Origin of the sequence: Microcoleus sp. Pol12B5 (assembly GCF_036701335.1) — a bacterium.
In the GTDB taxonomy this organism is placed as follows: domain Bacteria; phylum Cyanobacteriota; class Cyanobacteriia; order Cyanobacteriales; family Microcoleaceae; genus Microcoleus.
On the sequence record NZ_JAUBQQ010000009.1, the window covers coordinates 102,644 to 118,015 of the forward strand.

General features: G+C 47.6%; 11 protein-coding genes. 5 read left to right on the forward strand and 6 right to left on the reverse strand.

Features of this window, described 5'->3' with window-relative positions:
• Nucleotides 1–106: 106 nt before the first annotated feature.
• Nucleotides 107–1,207, reverse strand: coding sequence for a precorrin-8X methylmutase (locus QUA24_RS07615; RefSeq protein WP_333228534.1), 1,101 nt, complete (start codon nt 1,205–1,207; stop codon nt 107–109).
• A 161-nt stretch (nt 1,208–1,368) separates the two neighbouring features.
• On the opposite strand from QUA24_RS07615, the gene QUA24_RS07620 reads away from it, so the two are divergent.
• Together QUA24_RS07620 and QUA24_RS07625 are read left to right on the forward strand one after the other, a co-directional pair.
• A complete protein-coding gene (locus tag QUA24_RS07620) occupies nt 1,369–3,282 on the forward strand; it encodes a heavy metal translocating P-type ATPase (RefSeq protein ID WP_333228536.1) in 1,914 nt (637 codons plus the stop codon).
• 313 nt (nt 3,283–3,595) lie between these two features.
• Nucleotides 3,596–5,662, forward strand: a complete 2,067-nt coding sequence (locus QUA24_RS07625; protein WP_333228538.1) for an elongation factor G — start codon at nt 3,596–3,598, stop codon at nt 5,660–5,662.
• Between the two features lie 58 nt (nt 5,663–5,720).
• Here QUA24_RS07625 and QUA24_RS07630 read toward each other — a convergent pair whose 3' ends face one another.
• The 3 genes from QUA24_RS07630 to petP all read right to left on the reverse strand — a co-directional run bounded on the left by QUA24_RS07630 (nt 5,721) and on the right by petP (nt 8,284).
• Nucleotides 5,721–6,416 (reverse strand): Uma2 family endonuclease, encoded by a 696-nt coding sequence (locus QUA24_RS07630; protein ID WP_333228541.1) that lies wholly within the window; start codon nt 6,414–6,416, stop codon nt 5,721–5,723.
• A gap of 334 nt (nt 6,417–6,750) precedes the next feature.
• On the reverse strand, nt 6,751–7,845 hold the full coding sequence (locus QUA24_RS07635) for a Get3/ArsA fold putative tail anchor-mediating ATPase NosAFP (protein ID WP_333228543.1): 1,095 nt from the start codon (nt 7,843–7,845) through the stop codon (nt 6,751–6,753).
• A 238-nt stretch (nt 7,846–8,083) separates the two neighbouring features.
• Complete coding sequence (petP, locus tag QUA24_RS07640) at nt 8,084–8,284, reverse strand: cytochrome b6f subunit PetP (protein ID WP_172186826.1); 201 nt, start codon at nt 8,282–8,284, stop codon at nt 8,084–8,086.
• 670 nt (nt 8,285–8,954) lie between these two features.
• On the opposite strand from petP, the gene QUA24_RS07645 reads away from it, so the two are divergent.
• Together QUA24_RS07645 and QUA24_RS07650 are read left to right on the forward strand one after the other, a co-directional pair.
• Nucleotides 8,955–10,061 carry a FecR domain-containing protein gene (locus QUA24_RS07645; RefSeq protein ID WP_333209332.1) on the forward strand — a complete coding sequence of 369 codons (1,107 nt, stop codon included), beginning with the start codon at nt 8,955–8,957 and terminating at the stop codon, nt 10,059–10,061.
• A 566-nt stretch (nt 10,062–10,627) separates the two neighbouring features.
• Complete coding sequence (locus QUA24_RS07650) at nt 10,628–12,442, forward strand: adenylate/guanylate cyclase domain-containing protein (protein ID WP_333228545.1); 1,815 nt, start codon at nt 10,628–10,630, stop codon at nt 12,440–12,442.
• Nucleotides 12,443–12,555: 113 nt separating this feature from the next.
• Here the strand turns inward: QUA24_RS07650 and glsA are convergent, their stop codons facing one another.
• Complete coding sequence (glsA, locus tag QUA24_RS07655; protein ID WP_333228547.1) at nt 12,556–13,482, reverse strand: glutaminase A; 927 nt, start codon at nt 13,480–13,482, stop codon at nt 12,556–12,558.
• Between the two features lie 449 nt (nt 13,483–13,931).
• Between glsA and QUA24_RS07660 the strand changes: the two genes are divergently transcribed.
• Nucleotides 13,932–14,276: a hypothetical protein gene (locus QUA24_RS07660; RefSeq protein WP_333080265.1), complete on the forward strand. Its 345-nt coding sequence runs from the start codon at nt 13,932–13,934 to the stop codon at nt 14,274–14,276.
• Here the strand turns inward: QUA24_RS07660 and QUA24_RS07665 are convergent.
• Nucleotides 14,273–15,265, reverse strand: coding sequence for a YdcF family protein (locus tag QUA24_RS07665; RefSeq protein WP_333209327.1), 993 nt, complete (start codon nt 15,263–15,265; stop codon nt 14,273–14,275). The genes QUA24_RS07660 and QUA24_RS07665 overlap by 4 nt on opposite strands.
• Nucleotides 15,266–15,372: the final 107 nt, after the last annotated feature.

Consider the following 15,372-nt stretch of genomic DNA (forward strand, 5'->3'; position numbering starts at 1 on the left):
TTTCGGAAGTATTCACCAGAGGAGGAGACAGGAGGAAAGAGAGTATTCTTCTCCTGACTCCTGACTCCTGACTCCTTCTTCGCCACAACCAACCTAAATCCCATCTTCACTTAAGATGACAGTGACAATTCGGCTTTTCAATCAAAGACTCAACCAAAGCATTCAAAGCAACCGCCGCCAACAACCCGCCGCCAAAAGTTCCCACAGTCGTAATATAAGCAACGCCCGATCGCACTAACCGCCGTTTCGCCACCGGAGAATGACTAAAACCGATCGGCATTCCAACTACCAAAGCCGGTTGCAGTTGCCCACTCTCGATCGCCTCGCAAACCGCCATCAGCACAGACGGCGCATATCCTATCACTAATATACATCCTTTTTCCAGTTTCAACAACTTATCAAACCACTCACGCTGCTGCCAGAATTCCTGTTCCGCTTCCGCCGCAGCATTGATGTGCGGGTCATCAATTAAAGCTGCAATACTTGTTCCCAAATGCGCCAATCTAGTTCGATCCAAAGCCGCGAAAACAGGCGGCACGTCAGCCACAATTTGACACTGATTTTTCAAAGCTTCCCGCGCCGATTTAATCGCCGTTTCGCTCAACTTCACAAACGGCAGCAGCGAACAATCTCCGCAAGCTAACACCAGTTTAGAAAGCAAGTATACCTCAATTTCCGAGCGATCGCCCAAATCCGGCAACAAATGCTGCAACGACTCCCCAAAATCCTCCGGGTGAGTGTGCGCCCCCGCATCCCAACCCTCCCAAAGTTGTTCCAACTCATCCAACCCCCCCTCAGTTTCCGCCTGCAACAGCCTTAATTGCGCCAATGCGTCCGCTTGCACCGCTTGACAGGAAATATCCCGCCCCAGCAATCCTTCAAGCGCCGAAGCCGTTTCTCTGAGGCGAACAATTTGCTGAATAACCGATAGATATTGCCGTTGCAGAGTCGCCATCAGCGCGTCAGGGGAAGCATCCGCGTCAGTTTCTAACAGTTTGCGGATGTGAGACAGTTGAAAGCCTTGCTGCTTGAGTGCGACTATTCTTTGGAGTCTTTGCACGTCGCTGCGGGTGTACAGTCTGTAGTTAGAGGTCGATCGCACCGCCGGAGATAGCAGCCCCAAAGCGTGATAATGTCGCACCATCCGAGGGGTAATTGTGCCTTTTACCGCTTCTGTAAGTTGTTTGATTGTCAGGTATTCTTGCATTGGATTTTTTAACCGCAGATATGGGCGGATAAACGCGGATGGACGCAGATGGGTATGGATGGTTATTGAGTTTTGTAATTTTGTTTGGTTTTACTATTGACATTGACATTAATGTCAACGTTTAGGCTACAGGAGTCATTCTACTAAATAAAGCTTTACAAATGACTTCTAATTCTTTGTCACTTTCTCGCATCTCCCAGTTAGCCGAAGAACATCCAGATGCTGTGACTGCCGCCCTGTGCGGAATTCTAGTAATCTTGGGTTCGCTAGCCCTGCAATTCGGCTGGCTGGGTGTAGCCGTGTTAATCTTGCCCGCAGCTTATGTTATCGGCGGCTATTCCAGCACCCGCGAAGGCTTAACTACGCTTTTTCAAGAACGCGAATTAGATGTAGATTTGTTAATGATTGTCGCTGCTTTGGGCGCGGCCGGTTTGGGGTTGTGGCGGCAAGAATATCATTTAATAGTTGACGGTGCGGTGCTGATTTTAATCTTTGCAATTAGCGGCGCCCTTGAAGGTTATGCTATGCAGCGGACTGAACGCAGCATCCGCAGTTTGATGAGTTTGACTGCGGATACTGCTAGGGTGGTAATGTACGGCGGGGAACGGGAAGTTGCGATCGACAAATTGGAAATTGGCGATTACATTTTAGTCAAGCCCGGAGAAATCATCCCCACAGATGCGATAATTATTGAAGGCTACAGCGCGATCGATCAAGCCTCGATTACCGGCGAATCGATGCCCGTGGAAAAAACCAGGGGCGATGAAGTCTATGCAGGTACAATTAACGGTGTCGGCGCGCTGAAACTCGAAGTGCATAAAACTCCAGAAAGCAGCTTGATTCAGCGAGTAATTCGGCTGGTTCAAGAAGCGCAAACAGCAGCGCCACCTTCTCAAATGTTTGTGGAAAAATTCGAGCGCGGTTATGCCAAATTAATTGTCGGTTTAGGCTTGCTGTTGGCAACTTTGCCCCCCTTTCTTTTGGGCTGGAATTGGGAAGAGACAATCTATCGGGCGCTAATTTTCCTAGTAGTCGCATCCCCCTGCGCGCTGATGGCTGCGATTATGCCAGCGCTGCTTTCGGGAATTGCTAACGGGGCGAGACAGGGGATTTTGTTTAAAAGTGGCGCGCAATTAGAGATGATTGGTAAAGTCAGGGCGATCGCCTTTGACAAAACCGGAACTCTCACCACGGGAAAACCTGAAGTTATCCAAATTGTACCAGCAGCCGGATATACTGAAACAGAAGTTCTGCAATTGGCAGCAGCCCTAGAAGCTCATTCCGAACACGCGATCGCCTCTTCAATTGTCAGCGCCGCCCAGCAGCAACAGTTACAATTGTCAACCGCTACCGACGTACAAGCAAAAATCGGTCAAGGAATTATAGGCAAAGTCAACAATCAAATCATTGCCATTGGTAAAGCCGGATTTGTCGAAGCAACTTCCGAATTAGCTCAAATCAGCCAGCAGTTGCAAGCCGAAGGTAAAACCGTTGTTTGGGTGGCAAAGGGCGCTCAGCTTTTGGGAATCATTGCAGTAGCAGATACCCTCCGCCCCGAAGCAGCAGCCACAGTAAAACGCTTGCAAAAATTAGGCGTAGAACATATAATTATGCTAACCGGCGACAACGAGCAAACAGCTCAACACATCGCCCGTCAATTAGGCATAAAAGAAGTGTACGCCGAACTTTTGCCAGAAGACAAAGTGCAGGCAATTAAACAACTGCAAACCCAGTATCAAACTGTAGCAATGGTGGGAGACGGCATCAACGACGCCCCCGCCCTCGCTCAAGCTTCCGTCGGTATTGCGATGGGAATTTCCGGCAGCGATGTTGCTTTAGAAACTGCTGATATCGTATTAATGGCAGATAAGTTAGAGCAACTAGCTAAAGCAATTAGTTTGGGCCGCCGCGCTCAAAAAGTTATCAAACAAAACATTGTTTTTGCACTCAGTTGCATAGTTTTGTTGTTGGCGGCTAATTTTTTCGGAAATATCACCATGCCTTTGGGCGTCATCGGTCACGAAGGCTCTACAGTAATAGTAACCTTAAGCGGTTTGCGACTGCTGAGAAATTAGACACCAAAAACCGCTAAAATCGAAGCAGAGCAAGAGTAAAATGCGTTCCCAGACTCTTCCTGGGAACCAAAATTTTATCTGCGTTCATCTGCGTCAATCTGCCTTCATCTGCGGTTAAAAAAAAAATATTAAGAAAAACTACAATTTGTGTTTGCGTCACTCAAAATACGCTAGCGTCAAAAGTATAGAATCATACCAAAATCTGAAATTGCTCGAAACTGCAATAAAAATTAACCTAGAAAAAGTCTAGAAAATGGTATAGAACTGATTGCACCAAGAGCAATGGAAAAAAAGTTTTCTGTTGGAGGCTATTATGAACGAAAAAGTCATTGGGGCCACGCGGAACGTTGCAATTGTTGGCCCTTATTTAAGCGGTAAAACCGCACTGCTAGAAAGTTTGCTGTCGGTGACAGGGACAATTACCCGCAAAGGAAATGTCAAAGATGGCAACACAATAGGTGATAGTTCGCCGGAAGCGCGCGATCGCCAAATGAGCGTAGAAGTAAACGCCGCCACCGCTGAATATGAAGGCGTCCGCTTCACATTTCTCGACTGTCCGGGCTCGGTAGAATTTGCCCAAGAAACTTACAATGCGCTGATTGGTGTGGATGCGGCGATAATTGTTTGCGAACCCGTTGCCGATCGCACTTTAACCCTCGCACCCCTGTTTAAATTCCTCGACGATTGGGAAATTCCCCACCTAGTTTTCATCAACAAGATCGATCGAGCTTACACAGACGAAACTACTTGCGGCACCAACTTCACCGAGGTGATCGACGCGCTCAAATCCGTTTCCAGCAGACCGATCGTACCTCACCAATATCCGATCGGCAAAAACGAACAAATCATCGGTTTTATCGACCTAGTAACCGAACAAGCTTACCACTACCATCCGGGCGCCGCCGCAGATCCCGTCCCGCTTCCAGAACACCTCAAAGCAGAAGAAAGCGCAGCGCGGCAGCAAATGCTAGAAGAATTGGCGAATTTTGACGACCATTTACTCGAAGAATTGCTCGAAGAAATCAATCCCGACGCCGAAGAAATTACCCGCGATTTAAAGATGGAATTAGGCGCAGATTTAATTGTGCCAGTATTCATCGGCATGGCCGAACAAGATTTCGGCGTGCGGCCTCTGCTGGAAGCTTTGCTGAGGGAAGCGCCGACACCCGAAACTACAGCCGATCGCCGTGGCATTATACTAAGTGAAAACAAAGTTCTGGCTCAAATCCTCAAAACCTATTACACGCCGCAGGGAGGCAAACTATCGTTAGTGAGAATGTGGCGGGGGACGCTGGCAGACGGAGCAATTTTGAACGGCGTTCGAGTTAACGGTTTGTACCGCTTGACCGGCCAGCAAACGCAAAGTTTGCAGTCTGTCAGCACCGGGGAAATTGTGGCTTTGGGAAGGCTAGAAGGCGTGAAAACAGGCGATATGCTGGCGCAAGACCCATCGGAAGAATTGCCAAAAGCCGAAATCATCCCGCCTGTCTACGCACTGGCGATCGTCCCAGAAAAGCGCAACGATGAAGTTAAGCTGAGCTCGGCTTTAGCTAAATTGTTAGAAGAAGACCCATCTTTAGTCTGGGAACAGCACGGCGACACTCACGAAATTATACTTTGGGGTCAAGGCGAAATCCACCTGAAAGTAGCCTTAGACAGGTTGCGCCGCAAGTATAACTTGCCGATGGTAACTCACTTACCGCAAGTGCCGTACAAAGAAACCATCCGCAAACCAGCATCTTCCATCCACGGGCGCTACAAACACCAAAGTGGCGGACACGGACTGTTTGGCGACGTGTACCTCGATATTACACCGCAGCCTCGCGGAGAAGGCTTCAATTTCACCGACAAAATAGTCGGCGGCGTCGTCCCAAAACAGTACATTCCCGGCGTGGAAGTGGGAGTGCGCGAATATTTGGATCGCGGCCCGCTGGGTTTCCCTGTGGTAGACGTAGCGGTGACGCTGACGAACGGTTCCTACCATTCTGTGGACAGTTCCGAACAAGCTTTCAAGCAAGCGGCGCGTTTGGCGATGCAGGAGGGAATGGCGAAGTGCGAACCGGCATTGCTGGAGCCGATCGCCAAAGTTGAAATTTGCGCTCCGAACGAGTGTACATCAAAGGTGTTGCAGTTGGTCAGCGGACACCGCGGCCAAATTCTCGGCTACGAAGGTAAAAAAGACTGGAAGGGATGGGATGCAGTTTCTGCTTATTTGCCGATCGCAGAAATGCAGAATTTGATCGTAGAATTGCGATCGCAGACGATGGGAGTTGGATTTTTTAATTGGGAGTTCGATCGATTGCAAGAAGTGCCGGAACCTTTAGCTAAGCGGGTTTTGCAAACGACTGGCGGCAATGGAAACGGTAACGGTAAAAGTTAGGTAATTGTCTTAAGAAACCCGGTTTCTTCAAGAAACCGGGTTTTTGCACGAGTTGCCATTACAATTCATTGGGATCGATTCCCATTTCTCGGAGTCTTGATTCTAAAGCTTGCGATCGCGATCGTTCTTGTTCCAGCAAAGTTTCTGCTTCCTGTGCCCGTGCTTCCGCCTGCTGTCGCAGTTGAGCGAGTTCCACAAAACTCACAAACGGTTCTCCCGACGGCCCGAACATTTCGAGTCCAGTTTCAGACAATCCAAAGCGCACCCCCAGTCTGGGACTAATCCAACCGTCTATTTGTTCGATCGCCTCTAACTCTTCCTCAACCCGCTGCCATCCTGTCAATTCTAATATTTGCGGGTCGTACAAATAGTATTCTTCCACACCGTAACGTTCGTAAAATTTGAACTTGTGAATCATTGCAGCGGGCCGATTTCCCGGCGACAAAATTTCAAACACAACTTGTGGCCCAATATTATCTTCATTCCACTGTTGATAGGAACCACGATAACCTTTTGGTCTACCAAAAACTACCATCACATCTGGTGCTTGGCAAAGTTTATTATTTCCTTCCACAGGATACCAAAGCAAGTCGCCGGCCACGAAAACATTCGGTTCATTCGCAAACAATAGTTCTGAATTTTCCTTAATCCAGACGATTAATCTAAATTGCTCAGTATTATCTGACATTGGTTCGCCGTTGTCATCGGGGTAGATAATATTTGATTTGTCGGGAGATTGCAGTTGTGTAACCATTGCTGTTTCCCAAATTTACTGCTAATAATATTGTATTGTAAATGATATCTATTCCGTGCTTCGTAGGCGCTGCTTTCACCAGAAATATTTGCAATCATTCAAAGGATAAATAAACCCGCCCCCGCCCCACGGCCAATCTGAATGTACATTTCGATTGTTCGTTGGGTGGGGGCGGGTTTTCGAGATTGTTTTTTTTCGGCGATTCGGGTTTGTGAAACCCGCCCTTACGATCGCACAAATTATACGATGCGAATCAACGAGACATGATATTAGAGAACTCGATAATTCATCCGTGTATCCCTGTCAAAATCCGTGTCCTGCCTTCTGCTTTACCCTAAAAAGAAATGATTAAGTAACCATTCAGGAACTTAGCACCAGTAACAGATTTCCCAGTTAGCGCCGGAGGCAGCAAAATATTGCGCCGCTGATCGCCCGCTTCGATCGTCACTTCCGGCCCCGATTGAATCAATTTAATTTCTTTCTTGTCAAACCCAGGCAAAAACAAACTAACTTGACGCTGTGCAATGTTTATGTTAATGGGTTTAGGAGCTTTTGCGGCATCAGAAAAATCTGGCAAAGCATCAATTAGCGGTTGCCAATTATTGTCACTGTGCGCCGGAACCGAAACAGCCGTCAAAGGCTCAAAATCGGCAGTAATAGCTTCTGTAACCGATGCTTGATTGACAATGACACCGCCCACAGTCAAACCAACTTGTTGAGAACTTCCCCAAAGATAGCGAGCAGTTGCGATCGCACTTGCATCTCCAGTCGTCACCAAAAAAGCCGCCGTGCGGTTCGGATCTGCCAGCGCTTCCTTACCCTTATCCAAGAGATTATCGACTTGCTTAGTAGATTGAAAAGCATTGTCTCCCGACAAATCCACAGTCAACACGGTACTAACAACCGGTTGAATAAAAGGCGACAAAGCTTTACCCAAATCCGAATCTACCAAAGCTTGACGGAACCTGCGGATGTACCAACTCAGAATTTCCGGCATTCCCAGCATCCGCAGCGTATCCATGCCGCCATTGCCGTCATAAACAATTACATCGTATTGTTTGCTGTCCTCGTATTCCCGAAGTTCGTTCAACGCCAGCGCGCTGTCCATTCCCGGCAAAACCCCTAATTCTTGACCGTAAATCTGCTTGAAAAACGGAGTGCGGACATATTGAGCTTCTAGTTGTTTAACTTCGTCCCACCTGCGTTCTAGCAGTGGCGCGCTTTGCACCTGAACTGCTTTGAGGTTGGGGGCGATTTCCTGGGGGCTGAGAGTCAGGGGAGTCCCTAGCAGGATGCCCAATGCAGGGCCCGGATCTTGGCCCAGCAGCAGAACTCGCTTGCCTTGAGCCGCGTATTTTTTAGCTGTTGCGATCGCGATCGTACTGCAGCCAGTGCCGCCTTTGCCCAAAAATGTCAAAATCAAAGCCATTTTCTGTTCTCACTGCCAAAGCTTACTCTTTAACATTTAAGCGCAACCTTCAGCCAGAGTGGGGGAGGGCGGAGAGTGGAGGAAGAGGAGAGTCGGCGAGTCGGAGAGTGGGAGAGGGGAAGAATTGGGAAAATTTCTCCTCTTCCTTCTTCCATCCGACTGACATCCGTTACATCCGTTACATCCGTCGAGCGAATCCGTTGCCGAACTTCCTTCTTCCCTCTTCCTTCTACATCTGTTAAACGGGTTCTAGCTCATCTTCAAAAAACCAAGTCGCAAAACCGTCAAACTTGACAACCACACCTACTCCGCTACCGTCAACCATTCTGAATCCGTCAACAGTGCCTACGGGATTCTCCTTTATCTTGCCCACTATATTTGCAGGTATCCGATCTCTGAGACGGCGCACCTTCACTCTCTGACCTACTTCTATTGCCACTGAAATTGTTCTCCTGCTCTATATAACCTATATACAACCGTCCATTTTACAGTTTGGCGTCTACTTCGGAACAGCAACACCAGCAGGCGATCGCTCGCTATGATTTTCCCTCGAAATTTCCACCAACTTTCCCTAAAAAACGGTATTCTAGTCGGAGTTCGTCGATCGTCTACCCGGATTCGCTTGGGTTTGCCTCATCAGGTTACACAGCGGCAAGCTCAACTTCCAGAGCCTCGCGCACCACGGAGATAATTATTTTTTATCCATTCCCAAAAACAATCTTTTTATTAATTGCCACAACTACAGGATTTATTTCCAATTAGTCATCCTTCCGGTAGAAGCCAAAAGACATTCAGAAGCAGTAATTAATTTTAGGTTTGCTATATATAAATCTTGTATTTCTAACGTTGACATCGGCTAAGATTAATGCTGTAAAGCACTTGGAGTCTAGCTTGCAAAATTTTCCGAATGTCAGATTCTAGGAAACGGTCATGTTGTAACGGTTTACTACAATCGGACAATAAAAAAAAGATTTAATGCTAAAATTTCAGGCTGAGAAAGTTTATTTGTGCTGCTGTGTTAGGGCATAAAAAGTCGAACGATTGCCGGATTTAGGGTGTCTGATACAGGAAAGGAAGTCTAGAAACTTCAATATGACAAAATTGAAATTATGAATAAAATTTTTACCTGTGGGCGCTCGACCCAAATTCCGCTCCTAAGTTTATCATTAGCTGTGTTTGCCTGTCTGCCGCTTGGTCGTGCGACGATCGCCAGTCCGCTCTCTGCATCCCCCAAACAGCCGTCTAACCCTACTAAAATTATCTCAGTCGATCGACAGCCAGCACTACCAACCGCCTCAAAATCTCCCAAAAATCCGACAACAGTGGCGGCGAATCCATCCCCAGCAGAGATGATAAACGCTCAGGCAACAACGGGCGCGCGATCGCTCGAAATAGAAGAAATTCGCGGTACAGTCAGCTTTAAAGGGCGGCCGGCGGTTGTGGGCGATCGGCTACTCGCCCCCGGAGACGAAATCATCACCGGCCCCGATTCCACAGCCCGTTTAGGCATCGACAACAACCTCGGCACCGTGGAAGTTGGCGAAAAAACCGCAGTCAGAATATCCAATTTGTCAAGCAGTGCAGGCGGCGAAAAAGACACAGCCATTTTTGTCAGCAGGGGGCGAGTCAGGTTGTCGATCGGCAAAACTGCGGCGACAACTCCCGCAGCCAGCACCTCAACAATTATCCCGCCGAACCAAATAGCGTCCCTCAATACCTTCAGCGGACTCGGCAAATCGAGTCAAATTGCCCAACAAAAAAAATCTGCCAAAACCGCCCCAGTCAGGGTTGAAACCCCAGAAGGCGTTGCGGGAGTCCGCGGCACTTCCTTTGGCGTCAGTGTCGGCGGGGGTAAAACCGCAGTCGAAACGATTGAAGGTGAAGTCGTAGTATCCGGCAACACCGACTCGGAAGTAGTTGTCAACAGCGGCAACTCCACGACAATTTTCCCTCAAACCTCGCCCGTGGCGCCCTCAGCCAGCCCTCGCCTAGCTAAACTCAAAGTCCGCAGGTTGTTGAGACTCAGCGGCAATATCTATCGCCTCAGCGGTCAAATTAACCCGATCGACACACTTTATGTCAACAACGAAGCTATTAAGATCGATCGAAATGGCAACTTCAAGATCCAAGGAATTTTACCTCCAAGCCGCCGCCTCCAAATCGTAGTGCGAGGGCCGTCAGTCACAGAACGGCACTACAGCCTCGCCGTTCCCTAAACAACCTCTCAGAGCAAATTGCGCGGGCAGTCTCTGAGGATTTGAGTTAGATCGTAAGTTTTAGTTGAGTTGATTATTTCGTGTAAGGGCGAAGCATTTCGCGGTGAAACTTCGTAAGCCCAGCCGCGTCTAAATCTTAAAGTCAAGTTTAATTCAATTATTGTGAGGTGTCCCGCTCGCCTACAAATATAATTTAGATGCCCAAGAGATTACTCAAAATAAATAAATTTGGCGTTAACCTTTCGCCATTACGGTTTTGTAAAACTTCATGACTATCATATGCGTTCCGGTTGCATCGGAATCATAAAATCGAGTCAATAGTTAACAGTCAAGCATTCAGTTTTTAAATAGCAAGTCAACAGCCAACAGTCAACAGTTAACAATCAACAGGAGTGCCACCGCAATTGATATATAGCTATCCTTGCATCCTTTGTGAATTTCTTACTCCCTCCCCTTGATAAGGGGAGGGTTGGGGTGGGGTAAAAAATTTAAAAAGGATGCGAGGATTGATATAACTCCTCTCGAAGGTCGGACTCAAATGTCAATGATTTCGTCAAATTAATTGCATGAAGTTCAAAGAATGGATCGATCATCTCAAACAAAATCAACTGCTCGGCCTCCGGCAATATATAGCAACAAATCCTCCCTGGATGACAGGGGCAGTAGTAGGTATAATGTCTGTCATCATGCTGCAAGTGGGAATGTGGAAACCCCTTGAATATTTGGGATACAAAACTCTCTTTCAAATTCGAGAATTGGGAATTTTGCCCAATCCCGGATGGGATGAGAGAATTGTGGTAATTGCGATCGAACGGCATTCCCTGCAAGAATACGGTCAATTTCCTTGGCCCCGCAACCGCTACGCCGAACTGCTAGAAGCACTGAAAAAATCTCCCCCTACAGCAGTTGGTTTTGACATTCTTTTTCTCGATCCAAGTCCGAAAGATGATATTTTAGCCGCTGCAATCGCCGCCAACGGCAAAGTTGTACTCCCTAGAACCCCCAAAGAAGAACCCGTAGCCTCTTTAAAAGCAGCCGCCGCAGGTGTCGGCCACATCAGCCAAGAAGCCGATAGCGACGGTATTACCCGCGAGTCAAAAATCTTTCTCAACGGGATTCCTAATTTCGGTTTAGCCATGACTCACAGGTACAATGCTGCTAATCCCCAAGATCCAGTATTGCTTCCACATTCAAAAAATAAGCAGGAAAAAAAAGTTTGGATTAACTGGCCGGGGAAAACAGAAAATCTATCTACCTATGGTTTTGTTGATGTCGTAGAAGGTAGAATTCCCGCAGATGCTCTGACCAATAAGTTAGTTTTAGTGGGCATAGTTGCTACGGGATTCGACCCCATATCTTCACCTCTCAACAAGACTACGGCTGGGGTTTATTTATATGCAGCGTTGGTTGACAATGTGCTCAATCAACGCTTGCTGCAGCGGCTGCCGGTAGTGGTAGAAATTTTGTTATTGTTGGGGATTGGCCCGCTTACTGCTTTGGTTCTGGGCAAGCGAGGTGTTCAAGAGAGAATTGCGATCGCTCTCGGTTTGCCTATAATTTGGATTGCGGCTGCTGCTTTGTTATTTGGCTTCTTTTTTTGGTGGGTTCCGATTGCCGCACCTATCGGCACTCTCATTTTATCTAGCACTGCTTTGCAACTGCGGGAACAGTACGAAAAGCAGCAGTTGATGAGGTTATTTGAAAAGCACGTCGATCCAGAGACTGCTCAGCTTATTTGGCAACGCAAAGCTGAGATATTTGAACAGGGAGAACTCGAACCTCAAGAACTTACAGCAACGGTGCTGTTTATGGATATTCGTAGTTTTACTTCGATTTCAGAAAAAATGCCGCCGCGAGATTTACTCACCTGGCTGAACAATTATTTGCAAGCGATGACCAACTGTATTATGGATCACGGCGGCGTTGTAGATAAATACATCGGTGATGCAATTATGGCAGTTTTTGGGGTGCCTTTTTGCCATACCGAATATGGACAAATTCAACAAGATGCTTTGAATGCAGTTGCGGCTTGTATTGCGATGCACGAACGGCTGCACCAAATTAATCAGCAGCTTAGAATTGAACGCAAACCTTTAATTAAGTTTGGCATCGGTTTGCATACCGGACAGTTAGTTGCTGGCAGCGTGGGCGGTTCCAGGCGTTTGAATTATTCTGTGATCGGCGATGCTGTCAATGTTGCTGCTAGATTGGAGGCGATGAATAAGGAAATTGTTTCTGACAGTCCTTTTAATTTGTTGGTGACGGCGAGGACTTTTTCTTACGTGCGCGATCGCTACGAAGGCCAAAAAGTAGGCTCGATTCAATTACGCGGCAAAAAAGAAGAGACTGTGGTTTATGCTATTTTGGGCGAAAAGCATTAGTCAGTTGTCAGTTGTCAGTTGTCAGTTGTCAGTAGGGAAAATTACCTTTTTTCCAATTCCCCATTAGACATTCCCCATTCCTAATGACTACTGACTACTGACTACTGACCAATCTAATCAAATACGCTTAGCCGCAGACTGTGAGCTATTTTTTCTAATAGAAATAAGCCACCGATAGAATTTCCGTCTTTATCCAGGGGCGGACTGTAAAAGCCGATCGCACCTTGACCCGGAATTACCGACAGCATTGCCCCGCTAACTCCCGACTTGGCCGGCAGTCCCACCCGCAGCGCAAAGCGGGCGGATGCTTCATACAAACCGCAAGTTGCCATCAGTGCTTTGACAGTACGGCTGTTTTCGCCGATTTGTCGATCGCCACTTTTTACCAAAACCATCCCCAGCTTAGCTAAATCCTCCACACTTCCCGACAAACAGCAGACGCGGTTGTAGGTTTCTAAAGCAATTTCTGCATTTTGAATATAACCAGATTCTACCATTCTCAAGGCTAGATTCCAATTGTTTGGATTCGGATTTGTCTTCACTGAATCGAGCATTAACTCATCAAGAAATAACTGACTGTTTGCCTGTTGATTTAACCATTCGAGCAAGTTTTGACAGCGCGCCACAGCATTTTGACCGGGAATCAAAGACGCTAGGGCGATCGCTCCGCTATTAATCATCGGATTTCTCGGCTTCCCTTCGTCTATTTCGAGTTGAATGAGGGAATTGAAAGGCAGTTCCGAAGGCTCACAGCCAACGCAGTCAAATACCCTTTTTTCGCCCAATTCGCACAGCAAATAAAGCAGCACAAAGGGCTTGACTACACTCATCAGCGGGAATGTTTGAGCAATGCTACCCCAGCTCAAAAATTTACCGTCAATTGCCCGAATTTGCACGGCAAATCCTTGTCTCTCGGCTCGCGCAAGGAGAGGTATGTACGCGGGGATTTGACCGAATTTACTGCAATTTATTGCCTCTTTTGCCCAAGCTGCTAGTTGTTCGGGTTCCAATGAAGATAGTTGGCTGGTGGATATATTCACGCTCGATTATTTCGATCATTTTAAATTTTAGATTGGTATTCCTGGCGCGATATTGAGCCATAAACCCGGTTTATTAACGGAATTGCGTCACTTGGGCCCGCTGCGGGAAGAAACTGGGTTTCTTCGGGGATCTCAACCAAGCTCGAACTTCAGGCTATTGACGTTTCTGCCCACCGGGAGCAAATAAATTTTTCATAAAAAACCTGTACTTTGCATAAACATCTCCCCTTCACCCCGATATATAAGTAGCAGCTTCAAGGCCAGGCTGCTATCTAAAAAAAACCAGCACTAGCTCGAAATGCCTTCAGATGCTTATGTTTAAGCCCCTGTAAGGGGCGAGGTGCATATTTAACTTAATTCTTTCAGAGTTCGCGAAATCCTGTCCGGAAAACCCCCGAACCTTTAAGAATGTACTATCCAACCGGATTCACCAAAACCAGGATAAAAAAATGGCAGATGAAGCGAAAGCAGAAGCACCAAAGCCCGCTCCCATGATTTTTAAGGGTGTGTGCAAGGAGGGAGTTCTCAAAGGCAAAGAAATTGAAGGCAAACTAGATATCAAAGTCAACGTCGAATCTGTCACAACCCCAGAAGCACCGCCCAAAAAATCCGAGTGGGAGCCAGTTATCTTTTGGGTATTGTTTGCATTCATGGCAAACTTGATTGTCGGCGACCCCGCCGGAATGAGAAAAAAATACAGCTCCCCACAAAGGTCTCATTCTCATCAGATGTTAAACCAATCTGGGGAGCAGTCGCTGTTGCCTAAGAAAAACACCAGCAACTTGCCACTTTAGGCTCTGGGAGCCTGCCAGCCGCGCAAATAGTAATAAAAAGACCCGAAATATTCATCGAATACTCGCGTCGTAGTTACCAAAGCTTCTGCACTGGGCAGAAAATCTCCCGCGTCTAAGCGGAGTCTGGATTTTCCTCCTGATGTGGGTTGAAAAGTGTAGAAGTCGGTAGCCCTAGGAATCACCTGGATTCCCATATTCGCAAAAGCGAGGCTGGCACGGCGCATCTGAATCGCAGATGTTACCAGGATTACTTTGCGCGGGGCGCCACGGCTGTCGAGTATCTTTCTCACTTCTTGGGCGCTGGTGCGTATGTTGCTGCCGTTATCGTCGAGAACGATACTGCTGCGCGGCACGCCCATGTTGTTTGCCAGCAAAGTCTCGATATCCTTCGCTTCCCCAACATAACCCTCCAACTCTGGTCTGGGGCCAGCGGTAACGATGACCATCGGTGCCACTTTTTGGCGGTACAAAACGGCAGCATAGGGCAGGCGATTACCTGTATCTGTCAGTTGAATCGCTACTCGGTTGGGGATGTGAGGCTGAGTGGTTCCCTTGCCTAGGAGAACTATCGCCGCGGCAGTTTCATCGCAGCAAGCTGTGCGGACGGCAGCAGCGGCGTCCCGTTCTGCTTGGTCGGCGAACCAGTAAGCGACAACTGGCATACTCGAAAGGATCAAAACTAGCAGCGCTGCCAGGATCATTCTCGGCGCCGGGTTGCGGATGCCCCCGTTCGTGATCAGCGCCGACGCAATCACCAGCAGAGTGATGGAAAAACCCAACGGCTTAAAGAAGAAGGCTATGAGCCCGAAAATCGCTGCTCCGACTGGTGTGTCTGGCGCAAAAAAAGCCAGGAACAAAAGGCTGATCAGCAGCAAAACGCGCAGTCGGTCTAATAACGGATTGTCTTTACCTCCTGATTGATCCCACCACGATTTGATCAGTGAGAACAGGAGGAATAGAAATAGAATGCGAGCTAACAGTTCTGGCATCTTGCAATATTCTGTGTCTTCATAAATTAGTACGGAAGTGTGGAAACGAGCGCGAATTTAACTGCGGGAGGAAATACGGGCATCGGTGGGTTTTTAACTTTCGCGAA

Coding starts and splice junctions, on each gene's coding strand:
- QUA24_RS07615 (WP_333228534.1), bottom strand. CDS start 1,207: ATGCAAGAATACCTGACAATCAAACAACTTACAGAAGCGGTAAAAGGC.
- QUA24_RS07620 (WP_333228536.1), top strand. CDS start 1,369: ATGACTTCTAATTCTTTGTCACTTTCTCGCATCTCCCAGTTAGCCGAA.
- QUA24_RS07625 (WP_333228538.1), top strand. CDS start 3,596: ATGAACGAAAAAGTCATTGGGGCCACGCGGAACGTTGCAATTGTTGGC.
- QUA24_RS07630 (WP_333228541.1), bottom strand. CDS start 6,416: ATGGTTACACAACTGCAATCTCCCGACAAATCAAATATTATCTACCCC.
- QUA24_RS07635 (WP_333228543.1), bottom strand. CDS start 7,845: ATGGCTTTGATTTTGACATTTTTGGGCAAAGGCGGCACTGGCTGCAGT.
- QUA24_RS07645 (WP_333209332.1), top strand. CDS start 8,955: ATGAATAAAATTTTTACCTGTGGGCGCTCGACCCAAATTCCGCTCCTA.
- QUA24_RS07650 (WP_333228545.1), top strand. CDS start 10,628: ATGAAGTTCAAAGAATGGATCGATCATCTCAAACAAAATCAACTGCTC.
- QUA24_RS07660 (WP_333080265.1), top strand. CDS start 13,932: ATGGCAGATGAAGCGAAAGCAGAAGCACCAAAGCCCGCTCCCATGATT.
- QUA24_RS07665 (WP_333209327.1), bottom strand. CDS start 15,265: ATGCCAGAACTGTTAGCTCGCATTCTATTTCTATTCCTCCTGTTCTCA.